The organism is Massilia glaciei, assembly GCF_003011895.2.
GTDB classification, from domain to species: Bacteria; Pseudomonadota; Gammaproteobacteria; order Burkholderiales; family Burkholderiaceae_D; genus Telluria_A; species Telluria_A glaciei.
This window is the reverse complement of record NZ_PXWF02000274.1, coordinates 1-18,678: the sequence shown is the minus strand read 5'-3', so window position 1 is coordinate 18,678 and position 18,678 is coordinate 1. Positions and strand designations below refer to the sequence as shown.

The 18,678-nt window shown below is 61.8% G+C and carries 22 protein-coding genes and 1 pseudogene; 18 read left to right on the top strand and 5 right to left on the bottom strand.

Features of this window, described 5'->3' with window-relative positions; translation table 11 throughout:
- Positions 1-6: 6 nt before the first annotated feature.
- From mltG to C7C56_RS20195, 14 genes are all read left to right on the top strand, one after another.
- Entirely contained in the window at positions 7-993 is a 987-nt protein-coding gene (gene mltG, locus C7C56_RS20260) for an endolytic transglycosylase MltG (protein WP_106759175.1), read from the top strand.
- A gap of 14 nt (positions 994-1,007) precedes the next feature.
- Positions 1,008-1,646, top strand: coding sequence for a dTMP kinase (gene tmk / locus C7C56_RS20255; protein WP_106759174.1), 639 nt, complete (start codon positions 1,008-1,010; stop codon positions 1,644-1,646).
- An 8-nt stretch (positions 1,647-1,654) separates the two neighbouring features.
- Positions 1,655-2,698: a DNA polymerase III subunit delta' gene (locus C7C56_RS20250; protein WP_106759173.1), complete on the top strand. Its 1,044-nt coding sequence runs from the start codon at positions 1,655-1,657 to the stop codon at positions 2,696-2,698.
- A 10-nt stretch (positions 2,699-2,708) separates the two neighbouring features.
- Positions 2,709-3,086: a PilZ domain-containing protein gene (locus C7C56_RS20245; RefSeq protein ID WP_106759172.1), complete on the top strand. Its 378-nt coding sequence runs from the start codon at positions 2,709-2,711 to the stop codon at positions 3,084-3,086.
- Positions 3,087-3,156: 70 nt separating this feature from the next.
- Positions 3,157-3,675, top strand: a complete 519-nt coding sequence (locus C7C56_RS20240) for a GNAT family N-acetyltransferase (protein ID WP_106759171.1) — start codon at positions 3,157-3,159, stop codon at positions 3,673-3,675.
- 69 nt (positions 3,676-3,744) lie between these two features.
- On the top strand, positions 3,745-4,542 hold the full coding sequence (locus C7C56_RS20235; protein WP_106759170.1) for a TatD family hydrolase: 798 nt from the start codon (positions 3,745-3,747) through the stop codon (positions 4,540-4,542).
- Between the two features lie 168 nt (positions 4,543-4,710).
- Positions 4,711-5,631 (top strand): class I SAM-dependent methyltransferase, encoded by a 921-nt coding sequence (locus C7C56_RS20230; RefSeq protein WP_106759169.1) that lies wholly within the window; start codon positions 4,711-4,713, stop codon positions 5,629-5,631.
- Between the two features lie 67 nt (positions 5,632-5,698).
- Entirely contained in the window at positions 5,699-5,947 is a 249-nt protein-coding gene (locus tag C7C56_RS20225) for a hypothetical protein (protein ID WP_106759168.1), read from the top strand.
- Between the two features lie 162 nt (positions 5,948-6,109).
- Positions 6,110-6,310 carry a hypothetical protein gene (locus C7C56_RS20220; RefSeq protein WP_106759167.1) on the top strand — a complete coding sequence of 67 codons (201 nt, stop codon included), beginning with the start codon at positions 6,110-6,112 and terminating at the stop codon, positions 6,308-6,310.
- Positions 6,311-6,433: 123 nt separating this feature from the next.
- Complete coding sequence (locus C7C56_RS20215; protein ID WP_106759166.1) at positions 6,434-6,658, top strand: DUF6139 family protein; 225 nt, start codon at positions 6,434-6,436, stop codon at positions 6,656-6,658.
- A 133-nt stretch (positions 6,659-6,791) separates the two neighbouring features.
- On the top strand, positions 6,792-7,493 hold the full coding sequence (locus tag C7C56_RS20210) for a glutathione S-transferase N-terminal domain-containing protein (protein WP_106759165.1): 702 nt from the start codon (positions 6,792-6,794) through the stop codon (positions 7,491-7,493).
- 347 nt (positions 7,494-7,840) lie between these two features.
- Positions 7,841-8,395 carry a beta/gamma crystallin domain-containing protein gene (locus tag C7C56_RS20205; RefSeq protein ID WP_181373268.1) on the top strand — a complete coding sequence of 185 codons (555 nt, stop codon included), beginning with the start codon at positions 7,841-7,843 and terminating at the stop codon, positions 8,393-8,395.
- Positions 8,396-8,649: 254 nt separating this feature from the next.
- On the top strand, positions 8,650-9,486 hold the full coding sequence (locus C7C56_RS20200; protein WP_181373267.1) for a potassium channel family protein: 837 nt from the start codon (positions 8,650-8,652) through the stop codon (positions 9,484-9,486).
- Between the two features lie 114 nt (positions 9,487-9,600).
- Positions 9,601-10,941, top strand: a complete 1,341-nt coding sequence (locus C7C56_RS20195; protein ID WP_181373266.1) for a DUF2254 domain-containing protein — start codon at positions 9,601-9,603, stop codon at positions 10,939-10,941.
- Between the two features lie 153 nt (positions 10,942-11,094).
- Here the strand turns inward: C7C56_RS20195 and C7C56_RS30775 are convergent.
- Positions 11,095-11,142: pseudogene (locus C7C56_RS30775) on the bottom strand (hypothetical protein); the annotation flags it as partial.
- Positions 11,143-11,164: 22 nt separating this feature from the next.
- Complete coding sequence (locus C7C56_RS20190; protein WP_229458886.1) at positions 11,165-11,608, bottom strand: hypothetical protein; 444 nt, start codon at positions 11,606-11,608, stop codon at positions 11,165-11,167.
- Positions 11,609-11,755: 147 nt separating this feature from the next.
- Here C7C56_RS20190 and C7C56_RS20185 point away from each other — a divergent pair, with 147 nt between their 5' ends.
- Entirely contained in the window at positions 11,756-12,205 is a 450-nt protein-coding gene (locus C7C56_RS20185; protein ID WP_106759162.1) for a DoxX family protein, read from the top strand.
- A gap of 38 nt (positions 12,206-12,243) precedes the next feature.
- Here C7C56_RS20185 and C7C56_RS20180 read toward each other — a convergent pair whose 3' ends face one another.
- Together C7C56_RS20180 and C7C56_RS20175 are read right to left on the bottom strand one after the other, a co-directional pair.
- Complete coding sequence (locus C7C56_RS20180) at positions 12,244-12,987, bottom strand: VanW family protein (RefSeq protein WP_106759161.1); 744 nt, start codon at positions 12,985-12,987, stop codon at positions 12,244-12,246.
- On the bottom strand, positions 12,984-13,664 hold the full coding sequence (locus C7C56_RS20175; RefSeq protein WP_181373265.1) for a class I SAM-dependent DNA methyltransferase: 681 nt from the start codon (positions 13,662-13,664) through the stop codon (positions 12,984-12,986). The genes C7C56_RS20180 and C7C56_RS20175 overlap by 4 nt, the downstream gene beginning before the upstream one ends.
- 290 nt (positions 13,665-13,954) lie before the next feature.
- Between C7C56_RS20175 and C7C56_RS20170 the strand changes: the two genes are divergently transcribed.
- From C7C56_RS20170 to C7C56_RS20160, 3 genes are all read left to right on the top strand, one after another.
- Positions 13,955-15,109, top strand: a complete 1,155-nt coding sequence (locus C7C56_RS20170; RefSeq protein WP_146204573.1) for a hypothetical protein — start codon at positions 13,955-13,957, stop codon at positions 15,107-15,109.
- 397 nt (positions 15,110-15,506) lie between these two features.
- Positions 15,507-17,711, top strand: coding sequence for an OsmC domain/YcaO domain-containing protein (locus C7C56_RS20165; RefSeq protein ID WP_106759158.1), 2,205 nt, complete (start codon positions 15,507-15,509; stop codon positions 17,709-17,711).
- Positions 17,674-18,276, top strand: coding sequence for a DUF4304 domain-containing protein (locus C7C56_RS20160; protein ID WP_106759157.1), 603 nt, complete (start codon positions 17,674-17,676; stop codon positions 18,274-18,276). The genes C7C56_RS20165 and C7C56_RS20160 overlap by 38 nt, the downstream gene beginning before the upstream one ends.
- Before the next feature lie 184 nt (positions 18,277-18,460).
- Here the strand turns inward: C7C56_RS20160 and C7C56_RS29425 are convergent.
- The coding region (locus C7C56_RS29425) for a hypothetical protein (RefSeq protein WP_307719068.1) at positions 18,461-18,678 on the bottom strand (218 nt) is incomplete at its 5' end.

Sequence of the window (18,678 nt, the reverse complement as noted above, 5' to 3'; positions counted from 1 at the left end):
CAGAGTATGGCTTTCATAAAAAAACTACTGCTTATAACCGTCCTCGGGTCCGCCGCGGCCGCGGCCGGATTCAGCCACTGGGCCAAGACCCCGGTCTTCGCCGAGGGCCCGGCCGTCGAATTCACGGTCGAGCCTGGCAGCAGCGTCGCCATGGCCGGCCAATCGATGATCGCCGGCGGCGCCAACATCAGCCCGACGCTGTTCTCGCTGCTGGCGCGCCTGACGCAAAAGAGCGGCAAGATCAAGGCCGGCAGCTACGACCTGAAACCGGGCACCACGCCGCTGCGCCTGCTCGACCAGCTGGTGCGCGGCGAATTCGCCCAGGAGTCGCTGACCATCATCGAGGGCTGGACCTTCCGCCAGATGCGCGCCGCCATCGCGGCCCACCCGGGGCTCAAGCACGACACCAGCGAGCTGCCCGACGACATGCTGCTGGCGCGCATCAGCGACGACTACAAGCATCCCGAAGGCCTGTTCTTTCCGGACACTTATCTTTTCGCCAAGGGCGCGAGCGACCTGCAGATATACAAGCAGTCGTACGCGCTGCTCAAGCGCCAGCTCGACGAGGCCTGGGCCAAGCGCGACGCCAGCCTGCCGTACAAGACGCCCTACCAGGCGCTGATCATGGCCTCGATCGTCGAGAAGGAAACCGGCCAGAAATCGGAGCGCTCGCGCATCGCCGGCGTGTTCGTCAACCGGCTGCGCAACGGCATGCTGCTCCAGACCGACCCGACCGTCATCTACGGCATGGGCACCAAGTACGCCGGCAAGATCCGCAAGCGCGACCTCGAGACCGACACGCCCTACAATACCTACACCCGCGCCGGACTGCCGCCGACCCCGATCGCGCTGCCCGGACGCGAATCGCTGGCCGCCGCGCTCGGCCCCGAAAAAACCATGGCCCTGTACTTCGTTTCGCGCGGCGACGGCACCAGCCATTTCTCCGACAACCTGCCCGACCACAACCGCGCAGTGAACAAATACCAACGATAGGCCACCGACGTTCCATGACCCAGGACAGACCAAACAACAAGGCGGCACGCGGCAGGTTCATCAGCTTCGAGGGCATCGACGGGGCCGGAAAATCGACCCACATCGCGTACGTGGCCGAATTGCTCGGCGCGCGCGGAAAAACCGTCGTGTCGTCGCGCGAGCCGGGCGGCACCGAGCTCGGCGAAAAATTGCGCGAGTTGCTCCTGCACCAAAAAATGCATCTCGAAACCGAAGCCCTGCTCATGTTCGCAAGCCGGCGCGAGCACATCGCGCAGGTCATCGCGCCGGCGCTAGCGCGCGGCGACTGGGTCATCTCCGACCGTTTCACCGACGCCAGTTTCGCCTACCAGGGCGGCGGGCGCGGACTCGACCGCGCCAAGATGGAGGTGCTCGAGCACTGGGTCCATCCCGCGCTCCAGCCCGACCTGACCTTGCTGTTCGATGTGCCGCTCGAGGTCGCCCGCGCGCGGCTCGACGCCACCCGCACGCTCGACAAGTTCGAGCAGGAACAGGCCGATTTTTTCGCGGCCTGCCGCGGCGAATACCTGCGCCGCGCCGCGCAGTTTCCAAGCCGGATCACTGTGATCGATTCGACCCAAAGCATCGAGGCAACCCGGGCCCGGCTCGCCGGCATCCTCGAGCACCTGTTGTAGGCGGCGCCATGGCTACTTCAATCTACCCCTGGCAAGCCGCGGCCTGGCAACAGTTGCAACTGCTGCGCGAGCGCATGCCGCACGCGATCCTGTTCCATGGCACGGCCGGCAGCGGCAAGTCGGACTTCATCGAATGCTTCGCCCAGTCCTTGCTGTGCGAAAACGTGCAAGCCGATGGCCACGCCTGCGGCGCGTGCGTGTCCTGCGGCTGGTTCTCGCAGCACAACCATCCGGACTACCGCCGGGTGCGCCCCGAGGCGCTGGAGGACGAGCCGCCCGAGGGCGAGGAGGGCGCCGACGCCGACACCGGCGGCACGGGCAAAAAATCGAAGTCGACCAAGGCGCCGTCGCGCGAGATCAAGATCGAACAGATCCGCAACCTGGCCGACTTCATGAACATCTCGACCCACCGCCAGGGCCTGCGCGTGGTCGTGCTCTATCCGGCCGAGGCGCTCAACGTGCACGCCTCGAACGCCTTGCTCAAGACGCTCGAGGAGCCGCCGCCGGGAACCGTGTTCCTGGTCGCGACCAACGGCATCGACCGCCTGCTGCCGACCATCTTGTCGCGCTGCCGCAAATTCGCTCTGCCGATGCCCGACCACGGTGCCGCCCTGCTGTGGCTCAAGGAGCAGGGCCTGGCCGACGCCGACAGCTGGCTGCGCGAACAGGGCGGCGCGCCGCTGGCCGCGCTGGCCCAGGCCGAGACCGGCAACCGCGACGACATGGAGGCGTTCCTACAAGTTCTGGCGCGCCCGAATGTCGACAACGCGCTCAAGGCGGCGGAGAAACTCATGAAGGCGCCGCTGGCGTCACTTGTCTCGTGGCAACAACGTTGGCTGTACGACGTGCTTTCATACAAACTGTCGGGTAAGATTAGATATTATCCGCGTTATCAAAGCGAGCTCGCCGCCCTGTCGGCCAAGGTCCACACGGCCAAACTGATGCGCGCGATCAAGAGCGCCAACGACAGGCGGGCCATCGCGGACCATCCCTTGTCACCCAAGTTGTTCGTCGAAGAATTGTTACTCGACTACATTGCATGCTGTACCTGAAAGGATTTAGATGAGTGGCAGACCCGTTGACCCGAATGCACCGGCGCCCGTTCGGCCGTCGGTGTTGTCGCTGGCGATCAAAGAAAAGGCCGCCCTGTACGCGGCCTACATGCCATTTCTGAAGTGCGGCGGGATGTTCGTGCCGACCCCAAAAACCTACAAGATCGGCGACGAGATCTACCTGATCCTGTCGCTCATGGACGACCCGAACAAATACCCGATCGCGGGCAAGGTCGCCTGGATCACGCCGGCCGGCGCCAACAACAACAAGGTGCAGGGCATCGGCGTGCATTTCCCCGACGACGAGACGGGCCAGCGCGCCCGCTTGCGCATCGAAGAGGTGTTGGGCGCCGCGCTGCGCTCCTCGCGCGCGACCCACACGCTCTAAGCGACCCACACGCTGCCCGTCCCCCAGCAAGCTTTCGTCCACGTTCTTTTGTTCAGGTTTTTGCGCCACCATGCCTTCCTTCGTCCACCGCAATGCCCGCCAGGAAGACCTGGCCCGGATCGTCCACATCTACAACTCCACGGTCGCCTCGCGCGAAGTGACGGCCGACACCGAGCCGGTGTCGGCCGCCTCGCGCCAACAGTGGTTCGACGAGCACACGCCCGGACGCCGGCCTCTATGGGTGATCCACGCGGCCGATGACGATTCGGCCGCGCCGGCCGTGCTCGGCTGGATGTCGTATTCCAATTTCTACGGGCGGCCCGCCTATTCGGGCACGGCGGAACTGTCGATCTATATCGACGAGGCGTCGCGCGGCAAGGGCATCGGATGCTATTGCCTGGAACAGGCGATCGCCTTCGCGCCCGAAATCGCGGTGCACACCTTGTTGGGATTCATCTTTGGCCACAATGCGCCTAGCCTGGGACTGTTCGCCAGGTTCGGCTTTGAGAGCTGGGCCAAGCTGCCACGCGTGGCCAATCTCGACGGCATCGAACGCGACCTGATCATCCTCGGCAAACGCGTCGGCTGAGGCGGCCCGGACGGGCCCCGGGCGGCCCGCCCGCCACCGTGTTTTTGCCTGCTCGCGTACAATGCCTGCATGTATATCGACTCCCATTGCCACATCAATTTCCCCGAGCTGGCGGCGCGCATGCCCGAAATTCTGGCCAAAATGGCCGAGAACAAGGTCACGCATGCGCTGTGCGTCTCGGTCAATCTGCCCGAGTTCCCGCAAGTGCTCGCGCTGGCCGAACAGTACCCGCACATTTTCGCCTCGGTCGGGGTGCACCCCGACTACGAAGACACGCCCGAGCCCGATGTTGAACAACTCGTGGCCCTGTCCGCGCATCCGAAGATCGTCGCGATCGGCGAAACAGGGCTCGACTACTACCGCCTCGAGGGCGACCTCGAATGGCAACGCGAGCGTTTCCGTGTGCACATCCGGGCCTCGAGGCAAACCCGCAAGCCCCTGATCATCCACACCCGCGCGTCGAGCGCCGACACCATCCGCATCATGCGGGAGGAGGGCGCCGGCACCGACAAGGGCGGCGTGGCCGGGGTAATGCATTGCTTCACCGAGTCGCTCGAGGTGGCCGAGGCGGCCATCGCGATGGGTTTCTACATCTCGTTTTCGGGCATCGTGACGTTTAAAAGCGCCAAGGAACTGCAGGCCGTCGCCCGCGCCGTGCCGCTCGAGCGGATCCTGATCGAGACCGATTCGCCCTACCTGGCCCCGGTTCCGCACCGCGGCAAGGTGAACGAGCCGGGCTTCGTGTGCCATGTCGCCGAGTACCTCGCCGACCTCAAAGGCGTGCCGCTGCGCCAGGTCGCGCAGCAAACGACCGACAACTTCTTCGATTTGTTCAAGATCGCGCGCCAAGGCGGCTTGGATTTTTGAACAAATCGCGGAACGGCGGGCAATCGGCGAACTGGCGGGTGAACGGCCACGAGCTCGCCGCTTCCCCGCGCGCCCGTCCTGTCCATAATGGCTAAGCCTGCACCGCCCGGCTTGCGCAGGGCAGGGGGCGCGGCGCGAATCGAAGGGAAGGGAAGGTAAGGTAAGGCCATGCTCGAGGAACAGGAGATCGAAAGCTGCTATCTGGGGCAATTCATCCCCGCCCACTACCACCACAACATGTTGATGGACCAGCAGCGCATGCGCGGTTTCAAGGCGGCGATCGATTACGCGGTGCGACCCGGCGCCGTGGTGCTCGAACTCGGTGGCGGCACCGGCGTGCTGTCGTGGTTCGCCGCGGCCAAGGCCGCCAGGGTCTACTGTGTGGAATTCAACCCCGACCTGGTCGCCGCCTCGCGCAAATCGCTGGCGCTGAACCCGGATGGCCAACGCGTGCAGGTGATCCACGCCGACGCCTTCGAATACCTGCCGCCCGAGCCGGTGGATCTGGTCATTTGCGAGATGCTCCACGTCGGCCTGCTGCGCGAAAAGCAGCTTGAGCTGATCGAATCGTTTAAGCGGCGCTACCTGGCGCACTTCGGCGGCAGCCTGCCGGTGTTCCTGCCGGAGGCCGTCATCATGGCCGTCCAGCCCGTGCAACAGGAGTACCATTTCGAAGGTTTCTACGCGCCCATCGTGCAGTTCCAGCAAACCGGCGTGGCGCATCCCGGCACGCTCGAACTGGCCGGGCCGGTGGTCTACAGCATCGTCGACTTCAGCCAGGCCAACGAGTTGCGCATCGCCTGGGAGGGCAGCATGGTGGTCGACAAGGACGGGGTCGTCAACGCGCTTCGCTTCATCGGCAAAAACATTCTGGCGGTCGTGCAGGCGCGTTCGAGCACCATCGACTGGCTCAACGACTACATGACGGTGCCGCTGGAAAACCCGGTGCAGGTGCGCGCCGGCCAGACATTGCAATTGGCGTTCGCGTACCGCGCCGGCGCGTCGATCGCTGCGCTACAAACGGCGTTGCGGGCCGAGGTGGTGCCGGGGGCGCCGCGGCCCGCCGGAGACGTTGCCAGTTACACCTGAATTTCCGACGCCGAGCGCGCGCAGGCTTTAAAATGGCGCATTGATCCAATTCATTCTATATACCCCCATGGAAAACATCGACCAGCGCTACCTCGTCCAGCAAAACAAAATCAGCGACGACGGCAGCAAACCGCCCGTCTTCGCCAAAGTGATGCGTAGCAAAGAAGGCAAATTCGAAGGCGTCTCCTTCATCAAGAACAAGGATAAAGCGACCATCATGACGGTTGCGCAAGCCCAGGAAGTGATCGATTGGGCCGGCTCCAAGAAGGCCGGCGCGCACGAATACCAGACCAAGATCATTTGCGTCGGACAATAAACACGCCATCGCGACGCAGTGTTCATCGGCGCAAACGCCCGTTCATCATCCCAAACTGCCGGTTCATCGGCGCACGGCACCGTTGATCGCGTGCCGATTGCTACGCCTCCCGCCGCCCGCTAAAGTACACACATCCAAAACGTCGTTTCCAAGGAGTGTGTGATGCTGGGTTTTATGCTGTGGCTGCTTGTATTCATCCTGTGCTGGCCGCTGGCACTGCTCGCGCTTGTTCTCTATCCCCTGGTTTGGCTGCTGTGCCTGCCTTTCCGTTTGCTCGGCATCGGCGTCGAAGCCGTGTTCGAACTCCTGCGCGCGCTTGTGATGTTGCCGGCACGTATCCTTGGCGGTAATCCGGGGCGGTGAACGCGCAGGGCCGGGCCATGCGCCCTTACGTTAACTACCTAACAGACCGAAACGATACCGAGGACTACATTGGTGGAGGCGGGTGTTGCACACGCCAAATTTGCATTTTATACAGGAGAAATCATGCGTTTTGATATTTACCGGCGAGCCGACGGCGACGGCAAGTTCTCCTACCTGGCGGTTCCGCAGGACCGAAACATTCCAGAAGAGGCCACCAACACGGAATGGCAAATCGAGGCGAGGGCTTTTGAGATCGCCGATGAAGCCGATCAACTGCCCGATTTCGAGATCGAGCATCTGGGCGAGCAAATCGCCGAAAAAGGCTACGCGATCACCTCCTTGCACTGATCCGGCGGTCAATCGGGCGATGCGGGCATCAAGAATGTTGCAAAATAGTAAGGTTGCAAGATCGCGGCTTGGAAAAGCGGCCATACGGATACTTTGCTAGACTCGGGGCCTCATTCACCGCTGCGAGCCCCCCATGACCGACCTCAATTGCTTCCCGATCACCAAAAAGTGGCCCGCCCGGCATACCGAGCGGCTCCAGCTCTATTCCTTGCCGACCCCGAACGGCGTCAAGGTATCGATCATGCTCGAAGAAACCGGGGTGGCGTACGAACCGCACCTGCTCAGCTTCGAGACCAACGACCAGCTCTCACCGGAGTTCCTGTCCCTCAATCCGAACAACAAAATTCCCGCCATCATCGATCCGAACGGGCCCGATGGTCAGCCGCTCGCCTTGTTCGAGTCCGGCGCGATCCTGCTCTACCTGGCCGAAAAAACGGGACTCTTTCTGCCCAAGGAGGCGGCGGCCCGCTACGAGACCATCCAGTGGGTGATGTTCCAGATGGGCGGCATCGGCCCGATGTTCGGCCAGCTCGGGTTCTTCCACAAGTTCGCGGGCAAGGAGTACGAGGACAAGCGGCCGCGCGAGCGCTACGCGGCCGAATCGCGGCGCCTGCTGGCGGTGCTCAACGACCGGCTCAAGGGCCGCGCCTGGATCATGGGCGGTAGCTACACGATCGCCGACATCGCCATCTTTCCTTGGATTAATAACCTGATCCATTTTTATGCGGCCGGCGATCTGGTCGGCATCAGCGATTTCCCGAACGTGTTGCGTGCGCTCGAAGCGTTCGTGGCGCGCCCGGCCGTGGCGCGCGGTTTGACGATTCCGTCGGCTTGACGCACTAAAACGGGATGGCGAAAACCCTGTCCCCGACAGGGCGGCCCGGCATCGGTTCTTGCAACGGTACCCTCCCTGTCCAGCTCGTATTGGAACTGAACGGGCTCAATGGTCCTCCAAACACCTAGCAGCCTGTCGGACTTAAAGAATCGAAGCGAAAATTCGGCTGAGCGAGGACAGATTTCGACGATTTTGAAGGTCAATAGTTATTCTATTGACCAAAAAAGCGGCGGAATATGGACCGCTCAGGCGGATTTGCAGCCGATTTCCATTACGTCCGACAGGCTGCTAGGTGCTATTGGTATCCATTCTGGATGCCGGACGCCGCATTCAAATCGGAGGGCATCATGCATACTAAACACATTTCTCGACTCACACTGCTGGCCATGCTGGCAGCCGTCCCCGCCTTCGGCGTGGCCGATGGCATGGGGGCGGGGCAGGCAAGCGATACCACGAGGCAGCCGGCCGACACCACCCGGCAGCCGGGCGCAACCTCCATGGGCGGCAGCGCCGCCGCCGGGCAAACGGGGGCGGCCGCGGGCCGGGCCACAGTGCCGACAGCGGTATTCATGCTCGTGCCAATCGACGTCGCCGCCAAAGACAATTCGATGCGCTCCGGCTGCTGGGCACGGATCCATTCGGCCAACAACTACGCGGGCGACACACTGGTCCTGACCGGGCCGCTGTCGCTCGCCGACATGAGCGGCCCGTTCGGCCTGAACTGGGACGACAGGGTCGATAGCGTCGAAATGGGTCCCAAGGCCACCTTGACCGTCTACGACAACGAGCGGTTCGAAGATCTGGTCGGACAGTTCAAGCCGGGGCAAAAAGTTCCGGACATTAGCAAGAAAATGGGTTTTTTCGACGAATTCGCCTCCGTGCGCCTGACCTGCACCAAGTAATCCCGGCCGGGAATCCTGTCGGGCCTGCCGCTGGCTCGACGCCGCCGCGCTCGCATTGCGGCCCGGCCCGCCAAAGTGGGTCTTGCGCTATTTCTTCGAGGCGCCAAGCGAAGGTAGCCTCGCCGGCCACCCGCTCCCCGTCTTCGCGGGCCGATGCCTGGGTGTTTCCTGGGTGTTTTTCAGGCCCGCTGCGCGCGCCGGCAATTTCCCAACCGTCCTATACTGGCCATAGGTCAAGTCAACAAGGTGACGCAATGGGAAATGCCCGGGAGGACGATCAGACCGCCAACAAGGAGCGCGAGGCGCGCGGCACCACTTTCGCGCTCAACCGCAATCGCCTCCAACTCCTGCGCAAGATTAACGATTTCCTCGAAACGCCGATGGCCTTGCTGGGCCTCGTCTGGCTTTGCCTGATGGTCGTGGACCTGGCACGCGGCTTGGACGCGACGGGCCAGAACATCACCACCCTGATCTGGGCGCTGTTCATCGCCGACTTCGCGATGCGGCTGACACTGGCGCCGCGCAAGCTCGTGTATATAAAAAGGAACTGGCTCACGGCCATCGCGCTGTTGCTTCCCGCATTGCGCGTGCTGCGTTTCGCCCGCGCGCTGCGCGGCTTGGCCCGCCTGCGCGGCTTGCCGCTGGTGCGGATCCTGGCCTCGATCAACCGCGGCATGCGCGCGCTCGGCGACACCATGCAGCGGCGCGGCTTCGGCTATGTACTGTCGCTCACCGTGGTCGTAACCCTGGCGGGCGCGGCAGGCATGCTCCACTTCGAGGGCCGTACGGGCGCCGCCAACGGGATCGACGATTTTTGGTCGGCGCTCTGGTGGACCGGGATGATGATGACGACCATGGGCAGCGAGTACTGGCCGCGCACCGGCGAGGGGCGCCTGCTGTGCATGTTCCTGGCGATCTACGCGTTTGCCGTGTTCGGGTATGTGACCGGTACGATCGCCACGTATTTTATCGGCCGCGACCATGAGCAAGGCGTCGACGGCGCGACGGCCCAGGCTTTGCGCGAGCTGAGGACGGAGGTCGCGCAACTGCGCCTGGAGCTGGCCCATGTGAGGGAGCGCGTCGCGCCATGATGCGGCCGCGGCGGACGCCGCCGCGCGGCATTCCGGCGTTATTTCAGTTCTATTTCAGTTGATCCGCACACATAAAGGAACGGCATGTACCGTATGAGGCATATTTGGAATGAAATGCGCGCCAGTTTTTGGTTCTTGCCATACCTGATCCTGACGCTGGCGATCGTCCTCGCGTTCGCGCTCACGCACCTCGACGAGAACGCGCTCGAAGAATGGATGAAGAATTATCCCCGCCTGTTCGGCGCCAGCGGCGCTGGCGCGCGCGCGATGCTCTCGACCATCGCCGGCTCCATGATCTCGGTCGTCGGCATTGTGTTTTCGATGACGCTCGTCGCGCTGGCGCTCGCCTCGAGCCAGTACAGCTCGCGCGTGCTGCGCACCTTCATGCGCAGCCGCGTCACGCAGGCGTCGATCGGCATTTTCGCCGGCATCTTCGTCTACTGCATCATCGTCCTGCGCGGCGTCCACGGGCAGGACGATACCGTGTTCGTCCCGGTGCTTGCAGTGTCGGTCGCGATGGTGCTCGCCGTCGTCGGCGTGGCCGTGCTCATCGTTTTCATCCACCATATCGCGCTGTCGATCCAGGCATCGACCATCCTGGCCCATATCGCCGCAGAGACCATCGCCGCCATCGAATCGATCTACCCCGTGCCGGACGACAACGCCCTGACGGGCGAGTCGGCCGCGGCGGCGGCCGCCGCCGCGACGGTCGCGCGCGCGTGCTGGATCCCGGTGCTGGCGCCCAGGAGCGGCTATATGCAAAGCATCGACCACGAGGCGCTGCTGCGCATCGCCTGCGAATCGCGGTTGATGGTCAGGGTGGAGCGCGCAGTCGGGCAATTCGTGCTTGAAGGCACCCCCGTATTCTCCATCTCCGGCGCGGCGGCGGCCGGCTGGGACGGCGCCTGCGCGCTGCACAAGACGATTTCCGTGAGCGCCTACCGGACCGTCGAGCAGGATCCCGCATTCGGGGTCCGCCAGCTCGTCGACGTCGCGCTCAAGGCACTGTCGCCGGGGGTCAACGATTCGACGACGGCGGCCATGTGCCTCGACTACCTTGGCGCGGTCATCGCCTCGATGGCGCGCCGCGCGATCCCTTCGCCCTACCGGCACGCGGGGGGCGCACTGAAAATCGTGGCCGTCTCGCCCGATTTCGCCGGCATGCTGGCCGAGGCCTTCGACCAGATACGGCGCAGTGCCGGCGGCAATGTCGCCGTCATCCTGCGCATGATCGCCACCATCGAGACGCTCGGCTCCCTGGCCGTGGACGGGCGCCGGCACCACGACCTGCTGGCGCAGCTCGACTATATCGCCGAGCTTTGCGCGCGCACCGTTCCAGCCCCGCACGATAGCGCGCTGCTCGCCGAACGCCTGGGGCCGGTGCGCCGGGCGCTCGCGGCGGGCTGCGCGCGGCATTCGGAGCGGGCGCCGACGCCATTGCGCTGCGAGGCCTAGGGGCCTGTTGGGGCGACAGTTGGCTGGTCGCCCCCCTGGCCCGGCCGTGGCGGCCAGCCCTCGCGCTGGCGCCGCCGATCGCCGTCGGTCTCTTCGGTAGGTGCGCATCATGGTCGCGCGCGTTTCGATCTTTTCGACGGTGCCCTCGAAAGCGCCGAAAATGATCTGGTCGTCGTTGCGAAATGGTTCGGTCGCAAGGATCAGAATGCCGGCAAGGAAATTTTCAAAGATATCCTTGAAGGGCGAAACCGATCGCGATCCCCGTGATGCCCAGGGCGCTGATGAGGTTCGCCGGGGTGAACGAGGGAAACGCGATCGCGATGGCAAGCAGCAGACCGAGCAAAATGATGCCCCACTGCGCGATGCGTCCGAGCACCAGCACAAGGTTGTGTTGAAAGCGCCGGGCGTTGAGGTGCTGGACGAATTTCCGGATCCAGTGGGCGGCAAAAAGAAAGAGGATGAAGATGGCGATGCCGGCGCCGGGGAGCATGCGCAGCGTCTCGTTGCCGAGTTGTTCGAAACGGGTATACGCCACTTCTAATTGGGGATTCATGCGGATCCTCTTGGTCAAGGCTGCGATCGAAAAAATCGTGCGGTCGACCCGGACGATAGGCCGGTAACGGCTTCCGATGTCGTGCTTTACGACACGCCGCGGTGCCGGATTCAAGGCGCCGACACCGCCAGCGCACAATGGGCCACGCAGACGGGGGCGAACGTCCAAAATCCGAATATCCCATTTTTACCAGGCAATTCGGCTATTATTGAATCTTCGGAGAAAGACTGAAACCCGCTGAATACAGCAAGGAATACCGCGATGCCGACACGCGCAGCCTGGCTTGAACTTTCATTTCTGCGCGCGGGCGACGACCTCGCTTTTCTGTTGCTGCGTTTGCTGACAGGTGCATTTCTGTTGCACGGCGTTTGGGACAACATTGAAAGCGCAGCGCGGATGCAGGAATTCGTCGGTTTCCTGCGAGCCAATAAATTCATTCATCCCGAGCTCATGGCGCCCTTGTCCGTGTGGGGGCAGCTTTTCTGCGGCGTGGCGTTTCTGCTCGGTGCCCTGACGCGCTGGGCGGGATTGATTTGCGCGCTCAACTTTGTCGTCGCCTGTGCGATGGTGCACTGGCACCAGGATTTGCGCGGCTGGTGGCCGGCGGCCGTGCTGATCGCGATCGGGCTGGTGATGGCGACCCATGGCGCCGGCCGGTTTTCGCTCGATGAATGGTATGCCCGCAGCATCGGACGCGCGCCGGCAGGGTGAGTCCCGCAATGCCGTGCCGCGTCGGCGGGATGCGCGCGTCAGGCGACCAGATCCAGGTGCCGTTGCACGTAAATGGTTTCTGTGTGCCGCGCCTTATTGACGAGGGTGCGGACGAGCACGCGGTCCGGCTGAAGCTGTTCACGCGCAAAGCTTAGTTCAATTTTCGGCAGCTTGCCCTTGGCGTAGACATAGCCTTTCAAAAAGTGGCCCTCGAGCCGGCAGCGGAATACGATGTCGACCGGATGCGGATTCACCAGCCGCAGGTCCTTGAATCCCCAGACCACGGTGGCATCGGCGCCGAGCGGCGTAAAACGCTCGTGTTCCCGATAGATGTCGATGCTGTGCGGATGGCGCTCGTCGACGAGCATGCCCGCCAATAAACCCAGATGGTAAAGCATGCTCGAGAGCTGGCACAGGCCACCGCCCAATTGGCGTGTGAGCTGGCCGTTGACCAGGTTGCGGCCATACACATAGCCATTGCGTTCATTCGGTTCGCCCACATAACACCAGAATGACCATACCTGGCCGGGTGCGACCGTGGACAAATCGATGCCGTTCGCGCCCTTGGCCAGGTTGCGCAGCTTGTTCTCGAACAGGGCGCCCGGCCTGACCGGCTGCACGACCTCGGCTTGCAGTGTGTAGCCGTGCAAATCGGCCCCGCTATGCGCGCGCTTCAGGAGCACGCCGCGGCGGCGATCGCGCCAATGGCGCATCGCATGCGCAAGCGTCTGCCGCGTGGCGAGGGGCATGGCCTGCCGCAGCAAGTTGCGCAGCAGCTTCATGGCTGGCGCTCGAGCCGGTACACATGGTATGACGCGTAGCGCGCCAGCCAAGTGCAGCCGATCAGCCTGTCGAGTCCGCGCAGCAAGGGACGCGCGAAGGAGGGCAGTCGGTGGATCGGGAAGAACAAGATGCCGCGCCGCTCGGCGATGCGCCAGGCGGGACCGGCCCAGCGCGCCATGTCGGCGCCGGTGGCGGCGGTGTCGCCATGCCAGCCCGATTGGCTGGGGCGCCGCCGATTCATCGCCCGCCTGTGCCGGGATGGGATGTCGACGATTAACACTCCCCCGGCACGCACCTGCCCGGCGATCGCCGCCAGCGATTGCGCGATGCTCGCCTGGTCCAGATGCATGAATACATGGAAGCAGATTGCCGCGTCGTAGCGCGCCAGCGGAGCTCCGAGGTCCGGAAGCCGGGCCTGCCGCAGTAGCCGGTCGGGGAATTTACTGGCGGCGACATCGAGCATCGCCCGCGACGCATCCACGCCGCTCATGGCGAACTCGAGCAGCCGTCCCGTCCCGCAGCCGACATCGAGCACGCCGGCGGGGGCGGTGCCGCCAAGCCACCGGCGAAGGATCTGCCTTTCCATCTGGTCTATATAGCGCCCGTATGAATTATCAAAGCGGTCGCGATCGTAGTCCTTGGCGAGCTTGTCGTAATAATCGTGAATCGGCTGCATGCATTTATCAGTAAATGTGGATCGACTGGACCTTGAACGAAACATGCCAAGTGTAACGCGCTCCGGACTTGCCTTGTGCCAAAAAGAAATTGAACTCCAGCACGGCCGCTCCGGCCAAAAGACGGATTTGTACCGGCACGCATGCTTATCGGAGCATTTGAGCAGTCTGTGATGCTGGCCAAAAGTGCGGGCTCGTCCCGGCATCGCCCCCAAGCTACAGTGTCAGCAGTGGTCGATGGATGGCCGTCTGAAAGTGAGGAAAGTGCAGTTCCAACCCAAAGGGACGTTACATGAAACTATTCTCGACATGGCTCGCCCTCTGGCTTGCCGCTGGAATGCCTGCCGCCTGTGCCCAAGCACAGACTCCCGCTGATCACGCGCAACACGAGCATGGCCGCGAGGCCGCGAGCGGCCCGCGCCCACAACCCAAACTGGACCCGGCAATGACGGGAGCTCGGATGCCGGGCATGTTCGGCCCCTATCCCATGCTGCGCGAAGCCTCCGGCACCAGTTGGCAGCCAGACATCACGCCGCTTGACGGAATCCACGGCATGCACGGGCCGTGGACGCTCATGTGGCACGGCTTTGCCACCGCCGTCTACGACAACCAGGGGGGGCCGCGGGGGGCGAGCAAAACCTTCTCCCAGAGCATGCTCATGGTGATGGCGCAGCGCCCCCTCGACACCGGGACTTTCGGCGTTCGGGCAATGGTGTCGCTCGATGCGACGATGGGGAAGGGCGGCTATCCGCTGCTCTTCCAGACCGGCGAGACCGCCGACGGACGCACGCCATTGATCGACCGCCAGCATCCGCACGACCTGCTGATGGAGCTTGCGGCGAGCTACAGCCACAGACTCGGCCCGCAGGACGCCGTGTTCGGCTACTTCGGGCTGCCGGGCGAGCCGGCCCTTGGCCCGCCGGCCTTCATGCACCGGTTCTCGGGCATGGACAATCCGGAGGCGCCGCTGACACACCATTGGCTCGACTCGACCCACATCACGTTTGGCGTGCTGACCGTCGGCTATGTCCGAGGCAACGTCAAAGCCGAGGTTTCGGCGTTCAATGGCAGGGAGCCGGACCAAAACCGCTGGAACCTCGAGGTGCGGCCGATTGACTCAGCTTCGGCGCGGCTGTCGTGGAATCCAACGCCCCAGTGGGCGCTGCAGATAAGCCACGGTTGGCTCGACAGCCCTGAGCTGCTCAAGCCCGACACCTCGCTCAAGCGCACGACCGCCTCGGTCAGCTACCAGCAAGACGTTGCCAACCGGCCCCTGCAGACGACGTTCGCGTGGGGACGCAACAGCAAGGATCCCGGCATGGCGACCGACGGTTTCCTGCTCGAGTCGGCGGTGCGCATTGGCGGTGCCACGACACTGTTCGGGCGCGCCGAAAGCGTCGAAAAAAATGAGCTGTTTCATGAAGAGGATAACCCGCTGCACGGCTAGGGGTTCAGGATACGCAAGCTTAGCGTCGGCTTCGTCCACGATTTTTACGTGGCCGGCGGTGTCAAGCTTGGCGCGGGCGCATTGGTGAGCACGTATTCGAAGCCGTCCGCGCTCGACAGCATCTATGGTTCGAGTCTTAGCTCTTACATGCTGTTTATCCGTGCCAAGTTGGCGATGAGATAGCAAGGCCAGGCTTGCGCGCGAGTCCGACAACCGTCGCCGGACCTGTATCATGTCGCCCTTCGCATTCCCTTAGCCGTGTTCAACGAAAGCTGACGGCCGCCGCTGCTCGACTGGCTGCTTCGCTTGCGGCGTGGGGCCGGTCAACGGCCTTTGCTGCACGGCCAAAGCAACGGATAATAGGGGCTACATCAATTTTAGGTTTTGGAATTCCCTCATGGAAATTAAGGTCAACTTTCTCGATAAGCTTCGTCTTGAAGCCAAGTTCGATGATTTCACGGTCGTGGCCGACCAGCCCATCCGCTACAAGGGCGACGGCTCGGCCCCTGGCCCGTTCGATTACTTTCTGGCCTCATCGGCCTTGTGTGCGGCTTATTTCGTGAAGTTGTACTGCGACACCCGCAACATCCCCACCGAAAATATCCGTCTTTCCCAAAACAATATTGTTGATCCGGAAAACCGCTACCAGCAGATTTTCAAGATCCAGGTTGAGTTGCCGGCCGATATCTCCGACAAAGACCGCCAAGGTATTTTGCGCTCGATCGACCGTTGCACCGTGAAAAAAGTCGTGCAAGCCGGACCCGAGTTTGTGATTGAAGTGGTAGAGAATTTGGATGCTGATGCCCAGGCCTTGCTGACCTTGAATCCGGCTTCGGAAGCGAGCACCTATATCGCGGGCAAGGATCTCCCCCTGGAGCAAACCATCGCCAATATGTCGGGCTTGCTGGCGGACTTGGGCATCAAGATTGAAATCGCTTCGTGGCGCAATATCGTTCCCAACGTGTGGTCGCTGCATATCCGTGACGCGCACTCGCCGATGTGCTTTACCAATGGCAAGGGCTCAACCAAGGAAAGCGCCTTGGCGTCGGCGTTGGGCGAGTTCATCGAGCGGCTCAATTGCAATCATTTCTATGCCGGTCAGTTTTGGGGCGAAGACATCGCCGACGCGGCGTTTGTGCATTACCCGAACGAGCGTTGGTTCAAGCCGGGCGCCAAGGATAAGCTGCCGGTGGAGATTCTGGACGAGTACTGCCTGCAAATCTACAATCCCGATGGCGACTTGTTCGGATCGCATCTCTACGACACCAACTCCGGCAATGCGAAGCGCGGCATCTGTTCGCTGCCGTATGTGCGGCAGTCGGATGGCGAGGTGGTGTTTTTCCCGTCGAACCTGATTGAAAACCTCTACGGCAGCAATGGCATGAGTGCCGGCAACACGCTTGTCGAAGCGCAGGTGCAGTGCCTGTCTGAAATTTTCGAAAGGGCGGTCAAGCGCGAAATTCTGGAAGGCGAAATCGCATTGCCAGACGTGCCGCACGACGTGCTGGCGAAATACCCTGGCATTCTGGCCGGCATACAGGCACTGGAAGATCAGGGCTTTCCAGTGCTGGTGAAGGATGCATCGCTCGGCGGGGCGTACCCGGTCATGTGCGTCACCTTGATGAACCCCCGGACAGGCGGCGTGTTTGCCTCGTTCGGCGCGCACCCAAGTTTTGAGGTGGCGCTGGAACGCAGTCTTACCGAATTGCTCCAGGGGCGCAGCTTTGAAGGCCTGAACGATCTACCTCGGCCGACCTTCGTAAGCAACGCCGTCACCGAGCCAAACAACTTCGTTGAACACTTCATCGATTCCAGCGGCGTGGTGTCCTGGCGCTTTTTCAGCGCCAAAGCCGATTTCGATTTTGTGGAGTGGGATTTTTCCGGCCAAGGCGAAAATTCCAATACCGAGGAAGCGGCGACCTTGTTCGGCATTCTCGAAACCATGGGCAAAGAGGTTTACGTGGCCGTGTACGACCATTTTGGCGCCGCCGCCTGCCGGATTCTGGTGCCGGGTTATTCGGAAGTCTATCCGATTGAAGATCTGGTCTGGGACAACACAAACAAAGCGCTGTCGTTCCGCGCCGACATTCTTAACTTGCATCGCCTGGACGATGCCAGCTTGGAAGCCCTGCTGGAGCGTTTGGAAAACAGCGAGCTGGATGATTACTCCGACATCGCCACATTGATCGGCATCGAATTTGACGAGAACACGGTCTGGGGTCAGCTGACCGTTCTGGAGTTGAAGCTGTTGATTCATCTCGCCTTGCAGCAACATGAGGAGGCGCAGGAGCTGGTCGGCGCCTTCCTGCAGTACAACGACAACACGGTCGAACGCGGATTGTTCTATCAAGCCTTGAACGTGGTGCTGGAGGTGCTGCTGGACGACGACCTGGAACTGGACGATTACGAGGTCAATTTCCGCCGGATGTTTGGCAACCCTCGGATGGATGCAGCGATGGGTTCAGTGGACGGCAGCGTGCGCTTCTTCGGCTTGACGCCAACGAGCATGAAACTGGAAGGCCTCGACAGGCACCATCGCCTAACAGACAGCTACAAAAAATTGCATGTGGCACGGGCCAAGGTTGCGGCTAAAACCAGCTAGTGTTGCAGCAATCGCGGGTTGCAGAGCCGACGCGATCATCCATTTTTTTGGCATCGCGTCGGATGCGCGTTTTCTTTGCAAATCATCTTCGATGAACCCACTATTAATTGAATTTTCGCAAAAGCTCGCGCCGGTGTTGAAGGCGCGTGGCTTCAAAAAAACCGGCGCCACCTGGTACCGCAATCTGGACCGTATGATTCAAGTGCTGAATATCCAGAAGTCGCCGTATGCGGATAATTTCTATGTCAATGTTGGAATCTATCTCAAGGCGCTGGGCGACGAATTGCGCCCGCCGGAAGCGAGATGCCATTTCAGATTCCGAGCTGAAAGTGTTCTTGGCGCCGATGAGAGATTCGAACTCAACCGCTTGCTCGACTTTACGCAAAAAGCGCCAACGTCGGATCGCTACCAAGACATTCAGATCCTGCTTGAGAAGTCCGCGCTCTTGTGGCTCGATGAAAATTCGACAGAGCAAGCCCTGTGGAAGTTGTTGCAAACACCCGACGCGCATGCTTTCGCGGTTCGGAAGGGGGCTCGGGATTTCTTTTCAGAAAGGTATGATTGACCGAACAAGACGGGTGCGGTGTAGAAGCATTGCGACTTATCCTGCTTTGACGAACGGATAGACCGTCAGCGCGCCCCGCGCAATACGGTTTGGCATAATGTAGACGTTAAGGGCAGGGCGGCAAATTAGAAAAAAATGAATTATTTAAGGAGGCAAGTAGTTTGTGAATAGCTGATGCGGACGCTCAAACATTCATTAGACCGTGGCCATAAGCCCTGGTAAGTTGGTCGATCAACATGCGCTCCTGCGGATCAAGATGCTCTTCATCGACAAAACGCCAGTTGTTTTCGTAAAGTCCAAACGCTTCCTCGCCTGTGATCGTGTCCGTGGGACGACGGTTCCAAGCGAGTAATCGGAGCTGCGGAAAATTCCCGATAGTCAGTTTGTACGCAGGGACATCTA